This is a genomic window from Amycolatopsis ultiminotia, assembly GCF_039536925.1.
Taxonomy (GTDB): Bacteria; Actinomycetota; Actinomycetes; order Mycobacteriales; family Pseudonocardiaceae; genus Amycolatopsis; species Amycolatopsis ultiminotia.
The window spans coordinates 90,025-105,413 of record NZ_BAAAZN010000019.1; the positions used below are offsets into that span (position 1 = coordinate 90,025).

15 protein-coding genes are annotated in these 15,389 nt (G+C 70.7%); 12 read left to right on the plus strand and 3 right to left on the minus strand.

All coding sequences use genetic code 11. The features are described from left to right. The first annotated feature begins 20 nt into the window (after window positions 1-20). The 4 genes from dhaK (at window position 21) to ABD793_RS33585 (ending at window position 4,202) form a co-directional block, all read left to right on the plus strand. Complete coding sequence (dhaK, locus tag ABD793_RS33570; RefSeq protein WP_344867306.1) at window positions 21-1,022, plus strand: dihydroxyacetone kinase subunit DhaK; 1,002 nt, start codon at window positions 21-23, stop codon at window positions 1,020-1,022. After that, a complete protein-coding gene (gene dhaL / locus ABD793_RS33575) occupies window positions 1,022-1,645 on the plus strand; it encodes a dihydroxyacetone kinase subunit DhaL (RefSeq protein WP_344867307.1) in 624 nt (207 codons plus the stop codon). The genes dhaK and dhaL overlap by 1 nt, the downstream gene beginning before the upstream one ends. After that, window positions 1,642-2,322, plus strand: a complete 681-nt coding sequence (gene dhaM, locus ABD793_RS33580) for a dihydroxyacetone kinase phosphoryl donor subunit DhaM (RefSeq protein WP_344867308.1) — start codon at window positions 1,642-1,644, stop codon at window positions 2,320-2,322. The genes dhaL and dhaM overlap by 4 nt, the downstream gene beginning before the upstream one ends. Before the next feature lie 113 nt (window positions 2,323-2,435). Further along, window positions 2,436-4,202 (plus strand): 3-hydroxyacyl-CoA dehydrogenase family protein, encoded by a 1,767-nt coding sequence (locus ABD793_RS33585; protein ID WP_344867309.1) that lies wholly within the window; start codon window positions 2,436-2,438, stop codon window positions 4,200-4,202. Window positions 4,203-4,310: 108 nt separating this feature from the next. Here ABD793_RS33585 and ABD793_RS33590 read toward each other — a convergent pair whose 3' ends face one another. Then, entirely contained in the window at window positions 4,311-4,793 is a 483-nt protein-coding gene (locus ABD793_RS33590) for an Lrp/AsnC family transcriptional regulator (protein WP_344867310.1), read from the minus strand. Between the two features lie 58 nt (window positions 4,794-4,851). Between ABD793_RS33590 and ABD793_RS33595 the strand changes: the two genes are divergently transcribed. Next, window positions 4,852-5,964 (plus strand): trans-sulfuration enzyme family protein, encoded by a 1,113-nt coding sequence (locus ABD793_RS33595; protein ID WP_344867311.1) that lies wholly within the window; start codon window positions 4,852-4,854, stop codon window positions 5,962-5,964. A gap of 9 nt (window positions 5,965-5,973) precedes the next feature. Here the strand turns inward: ABD793_RS33595 and ABD793_RS33600 are convergent, their stop codons facing one another. Next, entirely contained in the window at window positions 5,974-6,174 is a 201-nt protein-coding gene (locus tag ABD793_RS33600; protein ID WP_344867312.1) for an FmdB family zinc ribbon protein, read from the minus strand. Window positions 6,175-6,218: 44 nt separating this feature from the next. Between ABD793_RS33600 and ABD793_RS33605 the strand changes: the two genes are divergently transcribed. After that, on the plus strand, window positions 6,219-7,343 hold the full coding sequence (locus ABD793_RS33605) for an alkaline phosphatase family protein (RefSeq protein ID WP_344867313.1): 1,125 nt from the start codon (window positions 6,219-6,221) through the stop codon (window positions 7,341-7,343). A gap of 521 nt (window positions 7,344-7,864) precedes the next feature. Continuing rightward, window positions 7,865-8,170: a hypothetical protein gene (locus ABD793_RS33610; protein ID WP_344867314.1), complete on the plus strand. Its 306-nt coding sequence runs from the start codon at window positions 7,865-7,867 to the stop codon at window positions 8,168-8,170. Between the two features lie 497 nt (window positions 8,171-8,667). Here ABD793_RS33610 and ABD793_RS33615 read toward each other — a convergent pair whose 3' ends face one another. Next, window positions 8,668-9,165: a GNAT family N-acetyltransferase gene (locus ABD793_RS33615; RefSeq protein ID WP_344867315.1), complete on the minus strand. Its 498-nt coding sequence runs from the start codon at window positions 9,163-9,165 to the stop codon at window positions 8,668-8,670. A 38-nt stretch (window positions 9,166-9,203) separates the two neighbouring features. Between ABD793_RS33615 and ABD793_RS33620 the strand changes: the two genes are divergently transcribed. The 5 genes from ABD793_RS33620 (at window position 9,204) to ABD793_RS33640 (ending at window position 15,050) form a co-directional block, all read left to right on the plus strand. Then, window positions 9,204-9,947 carry an alpha/beta fold hydrolase gene (locus tag ABD793_RS33620; RefSeq protein WP_344867316.1) on the plus strand — a complete coding sequence of 248 codons (744 nt, stop codon included), beginning with the start codon at window positions 9,204-9,206 and terminating at the stop codon, window positions 9,945-9,947. Between the two features lie 675 nt (window positions 9,948-10,622). Then, entirely contained in the window at window positions 10,623-12,404 is a 1,782-nt protein-coding gene (gene ctaD / locus ABD793_RS33625) for an aa3-type cytochrome oxidase subunit I (RefSeq protein WP_344867393.1), read from the plus strand. A 179-nt stretch (window positions 12,405-12,583) separates the two neighbouring features. Further along, window positions 12,584-13,813: a phosphoserine phosphatase SerB gene (serB, locus tag ABD793_RS33630; protein ID WP_344867317.1), complete on the plus strand. Its 1,230-nt coding sequence runs from the start codon at window positions 12,584-12,586 to the stop codon at window positions 13,811-13,813. A gap of 47 nt (window positions 13,814-13,860) precedes the next feature. Continuing rightward, on the plus strand, window positions 13,861-14,577 hold the full coding sequence (locus tag ABD793_RS33635) for a peptidyl-tRNA hydrolase (RefSeq protein WP_425548813.1): 717 nt from the start codon (window positions 13,861-13,863) through the stop codon (window positions 14,575-14,577). A gap of 68 nt (window positions 14,578-14,645) precedes the next feature. Next, the gene (locus ABD793_RS33640) at window positions 14,646-15,050 is read left to right on the plus strand and encodes an OsmC family protein (RefSeq protein ID WP_344867319.1); all 405 of its coding nucleotides are present in this window, start codon (window positions 14,646-14,648) and stop codon (window positions 15,048-15,050) included. The last annotated feature ends 339 nt before the right edge of the window (window positions 15,051-15,389 follow it).

A 15,389-nucleotide genomic window follows, 5' to 3' on the forward strand; every position in this document is an offset into this window, starting at 1 on the left:
CGACGTGCCGGAGGCCCCGCATGAAGAAGATCATCAACGACCCGGCAACAGTGGTCGCCGAGTCACTGAGAGGCCTTGCCGTCGCGCATGCGGACCTGCTGCGGGTCCGCGACGATCCGGCGCTGGTCGTGCGGGCCGACGCCCCGGTACCGGGCAAGGTCGCGGTGATCTCCGGCGGCGGTTCCGGGCACGAGCCGCTGCACGGCGGGTTCGTCGGTCCGGGCATGCTCGACGCCGCGGTGCCCGGCGCGGTCTTCACCTCGCCGACGCCGGACGCGGTGCAGGGCGCGCTCGCCGCGACCACCGGGCCGGCGGGTGCACTGCTGATCGTCAAGAACTACACCGGCGACGTGCTGAACTTCGAGACCGCCGCGGAGCTGGCCGCCGCCGAGGAACTCGACGTGCGCAGCGTGGTCATCGACGACGACGTCGCGGTGAAGGACTCCACCTTCACCGCGGGCCGCCGCGGGGTCGGTGGCACCGTGCTGCTGGAGAAGATCACCGGCGCCGCGGCCGCCCGTGGCGACACGCTCGACGCGGTGGAAGCGCTGGCGCGCAAGGTGATCGGGCAGGTCCGTTCGATCGGGGTTGCGCTCGCCGCGCCGACCGTGCCGCACGTCGGGGAACCCAGTTTCGACCTCGGGCCGGACGAGATCGAGTTCGGCATCGGCATCCACGGCGAGCCCGGCCGGGAGCGGATCCCCGCCGAGCCTGCCGATGCCCTGGTGGCGCGGATGGTCGAGGCAATCGTGTCCGATCTGCCGTTCGCCGCGGGGGACAAGGTGCTGCTGTTCACCAACTCGATGGGCGGCACACCGCAGCTCGAGCTCTACCTCGCGCACGGCATCGCCGAGCGGCTGCTGGCCGAGCGTGGGATCGTGGTCGAACGCAGGCTGGTCGGCCCGTACATCACGAGCCTCGAGATGCAGGGCATCAGCCTGACCCTGCTGAAACTGGACGACGAGCTGACGCAGCTGTGGGACGCGCCGGTGCGCACCCCCGCGCTGCGGTGGGGGATCTGATGGGTTGTTCTTCCGAAGGGCTCGCGACGGCGTTGCGGGCTGCCGCCGAAGTGATTGCCGAGCATCGCGACGAGCTGGTGGACCTCGATCGCGCGATCGGCGACGCGGACCACGGCGAAAACCTCAACCGGGGCTTCACCGCGATCGTCGCGGCACTGGAGACGCAGCTGCCGCCGACCCCCGGCGCAGTCGCGAAACTTGCCGCCACCACGTTGATCTCCAAGGTCGGCGGGGCGGCCGGACCGTTGTACGGCACGGCTTTCCTGCGTGCTTCGGCCAAACTCGGCGAAGCGGCCGAGGTCGACAGCGCGCTGCTGGTCGATGCGTTGCGTGCGGCGCTGGAAGGCGTGCAGGCGCGGGGAAAGGCGGTGGGCGGCGACGCGACGATGGTCGACGCGCTGATCCCGGCGGTCTCCGCAGCCGAGACGGCCGCCGGGGGATCGGTGGCCGAGGTGCTCACCGCCGCCGCGGACGCCGCCGACCGCGGTGCGGAGTCCACAGTGGACCTCATCCCGCGCAAGGGCAGGGCGTCCTACCTCGGGGAACGGGCGGTGGGCCACCTCGACCCCGGTGCGCGTTCCACGGCGCTGCTGCTGCGTGCGTTCGCGGAGGCGGCCCGGTGACGGTCGGAATCGTTCTCGTGTCGCACAGCGCGAAGCTGGCCGAGGGAGTGGCCGAGCTGGCCGCGCAGATGGCGCCGGACGTGCGGATCGTGCCTGCCGGCGGGATGCCGGGCGACGGTGGTCTCGGCACCGACTACGACGAGGTCGTCGCCGCCACCCAGCGGGCCGATTCCGGGGCGGGCGTGGTGCTGCTCTACGACCTCGGCAGCGCGCAGATGACCGCGGAACTGGCGGTGGAATCACTGGCCGATCCCTCGGCCGCGGTGGTGGCCGACGCGCCGCTGGTGGAAGGCGCGGTGGCCGCGGCCGTGGCGGCGCAGTCGGGCGCCGACCGCGAGGCGGTGCGCGAAGCCGCGACCGGCGCCGGTCTCGCGCCCGACCTGGCGGCGGTGCACGAGGTTCCCGAGGAAGGCGTGGAAGAGCAGGAACTCACGCTGGTCAACGAGGTCGGGCTGCATGCGCGTCCGGCGGCGGTGCTCGTGCGCAGCCTCAGCTCGTTCGAGGCGGAGGTGTCGGTGCGCCTGGGTGCGCAGGAGGCGGACGCGCACAGTGTGCTGGCGCTGATGTCGCTGGGTGCCCGCCAGGGTGACCGGATCGTGGTCAGGGCCCGCGGCAGGCAGGCGGGCGAGGCGATCGCGAAGGTGACCGAGCTGGTGGACACGAGCTTCGGCGAATGATCCGGTCGCCGTCCGGGTGAGTTCGCCGGGACTGACTCGATTCCGAAGTGCCCTCCGAGGGCCCGCGTGGCACAGTGAGCGGAAACTACCAGCGAGTAACTTCGGGAGGCCTCGTGGCACGGGAAATCTCGACGGTCGGTGTGGTCGGTCTCGGCACGATGGGTGCCGGTATCGCCGAGGTGCTGGCGCGAAGCGGGCTCGACGTCGTCGCGGTGGAGCTGGACGACGCGGGCCTCGAACGCGGGCTCGGGCATCTGCGGCATTCCACCGAACGTGCGCTGACAGGCGGGAAACTCGACGAGGCAGGCAGGGCGGAGCTGCTCGGCCGGATCCGCGGCGGCACCTCGCTGTCTGCACTGTCCGAAGTGGACCTGGTGATCGAAGCGATCCCGGAGAGCCTGCAGGCGAAGGCGGCGGTGTTCGCCGAGCTGGACGAGGTGACCCGGCCGGACGTGGTGTTCGCGTCGAACACCTCGGCGCTGTCGATCACCGAGATCGGGGTGCACACCGCCCGGCCGGGCAAGGTCGTCGGGATGCACTTCTTCAACCCGGCGCCGGTGCTGGAACTGGTCGAGGTGGTGCGCACCGTCGTCACCGAGGCCGAGGTGGTCGACGACGTGGTGGCGTTCGCGCGGCGGCTGGGCAAGGCACCCGTGGTGATGGGTGACCGAGCCGGGTTCATCGCCAACGCACTGCTGTTCGGCTACCTCAACCACGCGGTGCGGATGTACGAGCAGCGGTACGCGACCAGGGAGGACCTCGACGCGGCGATGCGCTACGGATGCGGCTATCCGATGGGCCCGCTCGCGTTGCTTGATCTGATCGGATTGGACACCGCGTACGAGATCCTGGACACGATGTACCACCAGTCCCGCAACCGGCTGCACTCGCCTGCGCCGCTGCTGAAGCAGATGATCACCGCGGGACAGCTTGGCCGCAAGAGCGGCCGGGGCTTTTATGCTTACGCGGAACCGGATTCGCCGGTGGTCGTCGATTCCACGGAATCGTCCACTGTGGATTCGGCCGGGGCTCGTGCGGTGCGCACGGTCGGCGTGGTGGGTACCGGGACGATGGCCACCGGGATTGCCGAGGTGTTCGCGAAGAGCGGTTTCGACGTGCTGCTGCGGGCGCGGAGCCGGGAGAAGGCCGCGGCGGCCGTGGCGAAGGTGCGCAAGTCGCTGGACCGGGCGGTGTCGAAGGGCCGGCTGTCCGAAGTGGACGCCGAGCGGGCGTTCGACCGGATCCGGCCGGTGACCGCGTTCGCCGACCTGGCCGGCGTCGATCTCGTGGTGGAGGCGGTGGCCGAGGACCTTTCGGTGAAGCGGGAGGTGTTCGCGGCGCTCGACGAGGTGGTCCGGCCGGGCGCGGTGCTGGCGACCACCACGTCGTCGCTGCCGGTGATTGCCTGCGCGGCCGCGACGTCGCGGCCGGAGGACGTGCTCGGCCTGCACTTCTTCAATCCGGCGCCGGTGATGAAGCTGGTCGAGGTGGTGGACACGATCGCGACCGCCCCGCAGGCGGCCGCGACCGCGAACGCGGTGTGCGCGGCACTCGGCAAGCATCCGGTGCGCTGCGGCGATCGGGCCGGCTTCATCGTGAACGCGTTGCTCTTCCCCTACCTCAACGACGCGGTGAAGATGCTCGAAGCGCATTACGCGTCGGCCGAGGACATCGACACCGCGATGAAGGTCGGGTGCCGGCTGCCGATGGGCCCGTTCGGCCTGCTCGACGTGGTCGGCCTCGACGTGGCGCTGGCCATCCAGCGCACGCTGTTCGACGAATTCCGGGAAGAAGGATTCGCGCCGGCACCGTTGCTGGAGCACCTGGTGACCGCAGGACGGCTCGGACGCAAGACCGGCAAGGGATTCCGCGACTACTGAGCCACTCGCCGCCGATTCGGCGCTCGTGGTGTCCGGCGAACTCGAAATCCGATCACGTCCCCTGATCGCGTGCGTGCCGCGGCGAAGGGCGTTTGCGGCTGTCCCGGATCAGGGCCGGGTTTCCGGTGGCAGCAGCGGACCGCCCTGCCACTGCTGGAAGACGAGGTCCGTGTGCACGCGGGCGACCTCGTCGCGCGAGGTCAACTCGTCGAGTACGAGCCGTTGCAGGTCGGCCGCGGAGGTGGTGGCCACGTGCGCGAGGAAATCGTCCGGGCCGGTGAGGTGGTAGACCGCGCGGACTTCGGGCTGGGCGAGCAGATGCGCGACGAACTGCTCGACCAGCGGCCGCCGGTGCGGCCGGACCTGCACGAACAGGAACGCCTCCAGCGGGCGGCCCAGTTTCGCCGCGTCCACCTGCGCTTGCTGGCCGGTGATCACCCCGGCCGTGCGCAACCGGGCCACCCGGTCGAGACAGGTCGACGGCGCCAGGCCGACCGCGGTCGCCAGCTCCTTGTTCGAGGTCCGGGCATCGTTCTGCAGCACCCGCAGAATCTCGAGATCAACCGGACTCAGTTCGACAGATTCTCCCATCGCCGGATGTTATCCGAGAATATTGCGCGACCACCGGCTGATGGCCGAACGTGGCCGCATGACTTCCGCCCTGCGTACGCGCGCCGTCCACGCCGGTCGTGCCGATCTCGCCGACCTCGGCCTGCACGCCGTCCCGATCGACTTCTCCACCACCTACCCCGCGCGCGACAGTGCGGCGGAGGCCCGGCGGATCGACGAGTTCGCCGCGGGCGGCGAGATCACCGGGATCTACGGCCGGATCGGCAACCCGACGGTCGAGCGGTTCGAGCAGGCACTGGCCGAACTGGAGGGGTTCGGCCACGCGGTGGCGTTCGCCAGCGGGATGGCCGCGGTGTCCGCGTGTCTGCTTTCCGCGGTGTCGCAAGGGAAACCGCATATCGTCGGGGTTCGCCCGCTGTACGGCGGCACGGACCACCTGCTCACCACCGGCCTGCTCGGCACCGACGTCACCTGGGCCGCGCCCGATGACGTGGCAGGCTCGCTGCGGCCGGAAACCGGTCTGGTCTTCGTGGAAACGCCGGCCAATCCGACGTTGTCCGAGCTCGACATCGCTGCACTGGCCGAGGCCTGCGGCGAGGTGCCGGTGCTGGTGGACAACACCTTCGCCACGCCGGTGCTGCAGCGGCCCGGCCGGCACGGTGCACGGCTGGTGCTGCACAGCGCCACGAAGTTCCTCGGTGGCCACGGCGACGTGATGGGCGGGGTCGTGGCCTGCGGTGCCGAGGAGGCGGCCCGGCTGCGTGCCCTGCGGTTCGCGACCGGTGGCGTGCTGCATCCGCTGGCCGGATACCTGTTGCTGCGCGGGCTTTCGACGTTGCCGCTGCGGGTGCAGGCCGCGTCCGCGACCGCGGCCGAGCTCGTCGAGCGGCTCGGTACGCACTCGGCGGTGTACCGCGTGCACTACCCGAAGCTGGGCGGTCCGCTGGTGTCCTTCGAGGTGACCGGCGATCCGCATGCGGTGCTCGGTGCGGTCCGGCTGATCACCCCGGCGGTGAGCCTCGGCAGCGTCGACACGCTCATCCAGCATCCGGCGTCGCTCACCCACCGGATCGTGGCCGAGGACGACCGCGCCGGTTCCGGCATCACCGGCGGGCTGCTGCGGCTGTCGGTCGGGCTGGAGGACGTCGAGGACCTGTGGCAGGACCTCGACCAGGCGCTGAAGGCCGGTTGATCTGCGTGGTCAGCCGCAGCAGCCGCCTCCGCAACAGCCGCCTGCCGGTGCGGGGGCGGCTGCCGATCCGGTGAGCGCGACGGTGGTCAGCAGTTTGACGGTGTCCGTGTGTCCTTCCGGACACGGCGCCGGCGTGCTGGACTCGCTCATCGGACGCTGGAGGTCGAACGTCCCGGTGCAGTCGCGGCAGCGGTAGGCGTAGGTCGGCATGCGGTGATTATCGCGGCCGTAAGGCGGAGTGGGAAGCTTGCCTGGTGGATGTGCCCCAGTACGCGGATGTTCCGCACCTCGGCCAGGTTGTCCCTGCTCTGCTCGCCACGCTGGGGGTGCCCGGCGAAGCGGGCACGCTCGCGTTGCCGGAGGCGCGCAGTGCGTGCGTGCTGCTGATCGACGGGCTCGGCTGGCAGCTGCTGTCCGAGCACGCGGCCGACGCACCGGTGCTGACCGAGCTGGCGAAGACCCCGTTGCGGGTCGGGTTCCCGTCGACCACCGCGGCCGGTGTCGCGGCCATCGGTACCGGGCTCGCGTCGGGGGAACACGGGATGGTCGGTTACACCTTCGAGGTTCCCGGCGCCGGCGTGCTGAACGCGCTGCGCTGGCGTTCCCACGACGATGGCAGTGATCTGCGCGGTGCGTTGCCGCCGCGCGAGGTGCAGCCGCTGCCGACGACGTTCGAACGTGCTGCTGCGGCCGGGATCGACGCCGCCGTGGTGTCGTCGGCGCAGTTCTCCGACACGGCGATGACCAGAGCGACCCAGAGCGGCGCGCGGTACGAGGGCGTGCACGCGCTCGGTGACCTGGCCGCGCGGACGCTGGATGTGCTGTCGTCACGGGCTTTCTGCTACGCCTACCACAGTGAGCTCGACCTCGTCGGGCATCTGTACGGCCCCGGTTCGGCCGCGTGGCGGATGCAGCTGCGGCAGGTCGACCGGCTGGTGGAGTCCCTTGTGGACGGCCTGCCGGCGGGCGCGCTGCTCGCCGTGGTCGCCGACCACGGCATGGTCCGGATGGGGGAAACCCTTGACCTGGAGTCCACCCCGGAGCTGCTGGCAGGCGTCCGCGCCTTCGGCGGTGAGGTCCGGGCCCGGCACGTGTACACCGAACCGGGCGCGGAGGCCGACGTGCTCACCGCGTGGCAGACCGTGCTCGGCGACCGGGCATGGGTACTACCCCGAGCCGAGGCGATCGAGCTAGGCTGGTTCGGCGCCACCGTGAGCGACCGGGTCCGCCCACGCATCGGCAACGTGGTCGCGGCAGCAACCGGAACCTTCGGCATGACCCGCGAACTGGCCGAAACAGCCGAATCCGCCCTACTGGGCCACCACGGCTCCCTCACCGAAGCAGAGCAACTGGTACCCCTGGCACTCGCACAGGGCTGAGCCGCACGTGAAGCGGGACTCCGCGGCGGCGACGTGCGGGCCAGGTTGCGGTTTGGGCGTGGGCTGGCGCTGAGCCGCCGTGTGGAGGGGTGCTCGGTGCGGTGGTGTGTGGGGTCGGCGCTGGGGATGGCTGGCTGGTGTGGCTGGGTGCGGTTCGGGTGGCCGGCTGATCTGAGTGAGCGCCGTTCGGGCGGATGCTTGGTGCAGTGATGTGGGCTGGGTCGATGCTTTGGGCAGCTGGCTGGTGCTGAGTCACCATCTGGAGGGGCGTCCGGTCCGGGGGCGTGTGGGCTGGGTTGCGGTTGGGCGTGGCTGAGCCGCCGTTTGGTGGATGCCGGGGACGCGGTTGGCCCGTGGTGACCGGGCGCGGTTCGGGTGTGGTGTGACGAGGGCTGTTCGGGTGGGTGTCTGGGTGGTGGTGTGGACAGGTGGTCGTTCGGCAGGTCCCAGTGCGGGGAGGCGGCCGGGCTGCCGTTCGGGCGGATCCCCGGCCCGCCGGGACGTCCGGTTACGGTGGGCGGGTGCCCCGACGCAACCGCCCCGGCCGGAGCCGCCCCGGACCGGTCGAGCGCCCGGACCCCGGCGCGGTGAGCGGATGGGCACGCACCGAAGCGGCACCGGACGGCGAATGGCTGGTCCGCACCGTACCGGGCGCACAGGCCGGGAAGACCTACCGCTGCCCCGGCTGCGACCACGAGATCCGCCCCGGCACCCCGCACGTGGTCACCTGGCCCGCCGACGAAACCGGCGGCGTCGCCGACCGCCGCCACTGGCACCGCCCATGCTGGGACGCCAGGTCCCGCCGCCGCCCCGGCCGCCGCCACTGACCCGGCCCGCCACCCCAACGACACCCGGCCGGGAACCCTCGGGAGGCCGGGAACCCTCGGGAGGGCGGGAACCTCTGGGAGGGCGGGAACCTCCGGCAGGGCGGGAACCCCCCCCGCAGGCCGGGAACACCGGCAGGCCGGGAACACCGCAGGACAAGAACCCCGGCAACCGACGTCTCGCCTCACCGCCCGCGACACACGGCGACCCCGCTAACCCCATCAGTGCCCCCGCGCTGCGTGTGTGTCTGGTGCTGGTGCCGACGCCCTGCCGCTCCACTGGTGTCCGTGCCTACGTGCCTACGTGCCTACGTGCCTACGTGCCTACGTGCCTACGTGCCTACGTGCCTACGTGCCTACGCGCTGTCTCCCTGCTCGTGTTGCGCCCCTTGCATTCACGGCCCGCGGCCCGCGGCTCACGGCTGTCGGCCGCTCGTGCCGGTGGCGCTGGGCCGCACTGTCCCGCCGCTTGATCGGCTCAACTCGCCGCAAAAACCGCCTCACCGACGGAAATGCCGGGAAAGCTCCCCCCGGTACACCTCCTCCACATACCGCGTGAACCCCAGCTTCTCCGCCACTCGCAGCGACGCCGTGTTCTGCACGCTCACGCTGATCAGCACCGGGATCGACGGGACCTCTCGTTCCGCCCAGTCCACCACCGCCTTCGCCGCCTCCGATGCGTAGCCGTGGCCCCAGTGCGACGGGCTGAAGCGGTAAGCCAGGTTCAGCACCGTCTCGCCGTGGTACTCCCGGTTTCGCACGCCGGCGAGGCCGATCACCTCCGGTTGGCCGCGTTCGCGGACGGCGCAGTACCCGTAGCCGTGGTTCGCCCAGTGCGCCAGCCAGTCGTCGAACACCTGCTGCATGGCCGCGGCGTCCGGCGGGTCCGGGGTGAACCGGTTCGTCCGCGGGTCGGTCTGCAGCCGCACGGCGGACGGACGGTCGGCCGCCACGAAGGGGCGCAGGACCAGCCGCCCGGTTTCGATCTCGGTCAGCACGTCCCGACCCTAACGGCCGGGTCCGACAGAATACGGCCATGACCGAACTGCCTCTCCTGCTGCTGCATGCCTTCCCGCTCGACGCCCGGATGTGGGATCCGGTCCGGGTGCCGCTGGCGGAACGGCTCCGGGTCATCACGCCCGACCAGCGCGGCCTCGGCCGCAGCCCGCTGCCGGAGACCGGGCGGGAGCCGAGCCTTGACGACGCCGCCCGCGACGTGCTCGCGCTTCTCGACAAGCTCGCCATCGACCGGGTCGTGCTCGGCGGCTGTTCGATGGGCGGCTACCTCGCGATGGCCGTGCTCCGCCAGGCCCCGGACCGTGTCGGCGGGTTGATCCTGATCGACACCAAAGCCACCGCCGACGCGCCGGAAGCCGCGCAGGCCAGGCTCGACGTCGCGAACCGGGCCGAGGCCGACGGCGTCACCGGCTGGCTGGCCGAACAGAACCTGCCCAACCTGCTGGCGGGAACGGCTTCCCCGGACGTCGTCGAACGTGTGCGCGGCCTGATCGACGCCCAGCCGCCGTCCGGTGTCGGCTGGGCCGCCCGCGCGATGCGCAACCGGCCCGATTCGCTGGAAGTGCTGCGGCAGAACGACATCCCGGCGCTGGTGATCGTCGGCGAGCAGGACGCGATCACCCCGCTCGACGCCGCGAACGTGATGGTCGGTGCACTGCCCGATCCGACACTCGCGGTCATCCCGGACGCCGGGCACCTGACCCCGCTGGAAGCTCCGGCGAGCGTGGCGGAGGCAATTCTCGGCTGGTACCCGATCAGCTGAATCACGCGCGCACGCTCTTGGTGGCCGGACACGGGAAACGTTGCGCGACAAGGAACCGTCGCGCGAGGACGAAACACCCTCGATGCCGCGAGGCCCGCTTCGCCGACGTACGCGACCGGTACGTCCGGCTTATCCCGCGTCGCGAAGTCAGGTCAGCCCGCGCAGCCAGTTCGCTGTCGCGCGCGGGTCGTTTCGGCGGCGGTGTGCCGATGGTCCGGAAAGTGCCGCGGCCGGTATCGGAGCGTGACTGGTGACCGTTCCGCGAAATGCGGTCCGGCCGGGGAATCCACGGCCGGTGAGACGACGCGCACATCACGTTCCGTGAGGGGCTGCGGCACCGCCGCGCGGCACACGAGCTGGTCCGTCGTGCCCGGTCGCGGGTGAGGGGCCGGAGCGGGTGCGCCGTTCGGCACGAAACCCGCCTTCACCAGCACGTTCGGCGGACCGGCGAGGCACTCGGGGCGGCCGGTCGGCAGGTCGGGCCGAGGCACGATGGGGACCGCCGCGACGGCCGTGGCGGCGGTGTGAGGCGCGGTCGTCCGGCGATCTAAGCAGCCGGTGCGAGCGACTGTCGGTGACGAGGGCTACGATCCTCCTAACCGCCCGGATCAGGCCCGCCTGAGCCCGGACGACCCGGACGATGACCACCACAAGGCTGCAGTGTTGGAGGCAGGAGTGACGGCCGTAGCCCCCAAACCGATCGCCACGCGCCCATACCCCGCGCGCGAGTCGGTTAAGGGTTCGTACCTGCTGCGGTTGTTCCGCACGACGGACCACAAACAGATCGGGATCATGTACCTGGTCACGTCGTTCGCCTTCTTCATGGCGGGCGGCGCGATGGCCATGCTGATCCGCACGGAGCTGGCCCGGCCAGGGCAGCAGTTCCTCTCGCAGGAGCAGTACAACCAGCTGTTCACCATGCACGGCACGATCATGCTGCTGCTGTACGCCACCCCGATCCTGTTCGGGTTCGCGAACTTCGTGCTGCCGCTGCAGATCGGTTCGCCGGACGTGGCGTTTCCGCGGCTGAACGCGTTCTCCTACTGGCTGTACCTGTTCGGCGGCCTGATCGTGCTGTCCGGCTTCCTCACCCCGGGTGGCGCCGCCGACTTCGGCTGGTTCGCCTACACGCCGCTGTCGGACGCGATCCACTCGCCCGGCGTCGGTGCCGACCTGTGGATCGCCGGTCTGATCGTGTCCGGTCTGGGCACCATCCTCGGTGCGGTCAACATGACCACCACGGTGATCTGCCTGCGCGCGCCCGGTATGACCATGTACCGGATGCCGATCTTCACCTGGAACATCCTGGTCACGAGCATCCTGATCCTGCTCGCCTTCCCGATCCTGACCGCGGCGCTGTTCGGGCTGCTGGCCGACCGGCACCTGGGCGCGCACGTGTTCGACCCGGCCAACGGCGGGGTCATCCTGTGGCAGCACCTGTTCTGGTTCTTCGGCCATCCCGAGGTGTATATCGTCGCCTTACCCTTCTTCGGGATCGTGTCGGAGATCTTCCCGGTGTTCAGCCGAAAACCGGTGTTCGGCTACAAGGGCCTGGTTTTCGCGACACTGGCGATCGCGGCGCTGTCGGTGGCGGTGTGGGCGCACCACATGTACGCCACGGGTGCGGTGCTGCTGCCGTTCTTCTCCTTCATGACGTTCCTCATCGCGGTCCCGACCGGGGTGAAGTTCTTCAACTGGATCGGCACGATGTGGAAGGGCCAGCTGTCCTTCGAGACGCCGATGATCTTCTCGATGGGCTTCATCGTCACGTTCCTCTTCGGCGGGCTGACCGGCATCCTGCTGGCCGCACCTGCCATCGACTTCCACGTGTCGGACAGCTACTTCGTGGTGGCGCACTTCCACTACGTGCTCTACGGCACGATCGTGTTCGCGACCTTCGCCGGGATCTACTTCTGGTTCCCGAAGATCACCGGCCGGATGATGGACGAGAAGCTCGGGAAGTGGCATTTCTGGACCACGTTCATCGGCTTCCACGGCACATTCCTGGTCCAGCACTGGCTGGGTGCCGAGGGCATGCCGCGCCGCTACGCCGACTACCTGGCCAGTGACGGGTTCACCACGCTGAACACGATCTCCACGATCGGTGCCTACATCCTCGGCGCGTCCACGCTTCCGTTCATCTGGAACGTGTTCAAGAGTTACCGCTACGGCGAGATCGTCACGGTCGACGACCCGTGGGGCTACGGCAACTCGCTCGAGTGGGCCACGTCCTGCCCGCCGCCGCGGCACAACTTCACCGAGCTGCCGCGGATCCGGTCCGAGCGGCCGGCGTTCGAGCTGCACTACCCGCACATGGTCGAACGGCTGCACGCGGAGGGCGAGATCGGCTTCTTCGGCAAACCGCGGCACGGGTCCGCGCCGTCGCAGAAACTGGTCGAAGCCACGATGCCGGGCGAGCACGACAAGGACAACGCGGGCGAGCAGGACGAGCAGTAAGCGCCTGTCGACAGATGTGGCAAAGGCGGGTGCCCGGCCGGGCACCCGCCTTTGTCGTGCTGGTGGTCGCCCGTTCGTGGTTCCTGCGGTGTGAAGCAGGGCACGCGGGAGTTCTGCGCCCCGGTTCCGCGGGCCAGACTGGGCGGATCCAGCACCCGACGAACGAGGGATAGATCCCAGTGACCCAGACACCCGTTCTGATCACCACGACCGGTCCGGACAAGCCGGGCGTCTCGTCCGTCCTGTTCGCCGTGCTCACCCGGCACGACGTGGACGTGCTCGACGTCGAGCAGGTGGTGATCCGCGGGCAGCTCGTGCTCGGCGTGCTGGCCGGGGTCTACCGCGATCCGGAGGGGCTGCAGGAGACCGTGGAGCAGGCGATGGCGACCGTCGGGATGCAGGTCGAGGTCCGTATCGGCGACGCGATCGGCGCGGATCCGTTCGCGCTCGGGCGGCGCGATTCGTCGCACGTGCTGGTGGTGCTCGGCCGTCCGGTGACCGCGCGCGCGTTCTCCGAGGTGGCCCGGCGGCTCGCCGCGGTGGGCGCGAACATCGACTCGATCCGCAGCGTCGCCGATTATCCGGTGACCGGGCTGGAACTGTACGTCTCGGTGCGGGACGAAAGCGCAGCCGCCGATTCCGAGCTGCGCTCGGAGCTGGCCGACGCGGCGTCCGCGGCCGGTATCGACGTCGCCGTGGAGCGGGCAGGCATCACCCGGCGGGCGAAGCGCCTGGTGGTCTTCGATGTCGATTCCACGCTCGTGCAGGGCGAAGTGATCGAAATGCTCGGTGCGCACGCCGGCGTCGAGGAGCAGGTCCGGGAGATCACCGAAGCCGCGATGCGCGGCGAGCTGAACTTCACCGAATCGCTCGAACGGCGGGTGGCGTTGCTGGCCGGGCTGCCCGCCACCGTGCTGGACGAGGTCGCCGCCCAGCTCGAACTCACCCCGGGCGCCCGCACCACCGTGCGCACGCTCAAACGGATGGGGTTCCGCTGCGGCGTCGTGTCCGGCGGATTCACCCAGGTCATCAACCATCTGGTCGACGACCTCGGGCTCGACTTCGCGGCGGCGAACCACCTGGAGGTCGTGGACGGCACACTCACCGGGCGGGTGACCGGCGAGGTGGTGGACCGCGCGGGCAAGGCGGCCGCGCTGCGCCGGTTCGCCGGGGAGTACGGGATCCCGCTCGGCGCCTGCGTCGCGGTCGGCGATGGGGCCAACGACATCGACATGCTCGCCGCGGCGGGCATGGGCGTGGCCTTCAACGCGAAGCCTGCGCTCAAGGAGGTCGCGGACACCGCGCTTTCCCACCCGTACCTGGACGCGGTGCTGTTCGTCCTCGGTGTCACGCGGGCCGAGGTGGAAGCGGCCGACGCGGCCGACGGGCTCGATCTGGCGCGGCAGTGAACCCGATCCTCGAACCACTGCGCAGCCGCTACGCCTCGTGGCTGGGGATGTCCGCGGCGGAAACGTCCGACACCTCCGACGAGGAGCCCGGCCAGGTCCGCGCGATGCCGGTCATCCTGCGGATCGAGCGGGCCGAACCGCCCGGTCGGACCGCGCTGCTGGAGGCGGCCGCGGCGGCCGCGCTGGCCGTGTGCCTCGATGAACGTTCCGAGCCCGGCGGCGACTGGGCCGAGCCGGTGCACGCGTGGCTGGACAACCGGATCCGGAAGGTCGCCCGCCGGGCGCGCGGTGCGCACTGGCAGGCAGTGCTCGACCTGCCGGGGATCACCGTCGACGTCGACGGTGCACAGGCGCGAGCACTCGTGCCGGGGCTGGTTTCGCAGGCGCCGAAAGAGGTTTCGCGGTTGCAGATTTCCGGGAGCGAGCTGCCGCTCGACACCCCCGGCCCGGCCGCGGACGATCTGCCGGTGCTGCTGCTGAACCCGGAGGCGCCGATGACCGTGGGCAAGGCCTCGGCTCAGGTCGGGCACGGCACGATGATGCTCGCGTCGCTGCTGCCGGACGCGGCACTGGCCGAGTGGGCGGCGCGGGACTACCGGGTGGCCGTGCGCACGCCGACGCCGGCCCGCTGGAAGGAACTTTGCCCGGTCGACGATCCCGAAGGCGGCTGGCGGGAGCACCGGGTGGTGGCCGTCCGCGACGCCGGATTCACCGAGGTCGCCCCTGGCACGATCACCGTGCTCGCGCAGTACCCGGGCGCCTGAGCGGATCGCCGGAACACCGTGGCACCGCCCAGGGTTGGGGTTGGTGGGACTACGGAAAGGTTTTCGGGATGAGTCTGGAAGTACAGCGCGAGGGCACGCACCGCTTCGTCGGCCGCAACGACCGTGGCGCCGAGGTCAAACTGGGCCGGGCGGGCGCGGAGAGCGCGTTCACCCCGGCGGAACTGCTGCAGATCGCTACGGCAGGCTGCTCCGCGGTGACCGCCGAGGAACTGATCACCCGCCGGGTGGGGGAGGACTCGACGTTCCGGGTCTCGGTGTCCGCCGACCGCCGCGAGGGAGCCTCCGAACTGGACGCGGTGCACGTCGCCTTCGATGTCGACTTGTCCACCCTCGACTCGGCCAAACGAGAAGCGCTCGCGACCGCAGTGGACCGCGCGATCGACCGCCTGTGCACGGTGCGCCGCACCCTGACCAAGGGAACCCCGGTGACGGAGTCCTTCCCGACCGAGTGAGCCGTGCGCCTTACCACCGGCGAACGGCTCGGCGAGGCCGAGCGGGTGCGGTGCCGTCGCACTGAACTGCCGCGGCACCGCACCCGGACCGGAAGCAACCCTCCGGCAGACCGAGCAACCGCGCGCCGACCCCACGCAAGGCCGGACGGTGCTCTCGTAGGCGCAGCATGCGCTCGGCCCGGCGGGGTTCAGACAGCTACCCGCCAGCCGGGCAATGGTCGTGCCTCGGAACAAGCCGCTGAAGACCGACACCGACCGGCCCGGCCTGGGCGGCGACTGGTCGTCTCTTGTGGTGGCGCCGGCTCGGGGGCTGGTGACTGGTGCCGGGCGGGCTGGCTG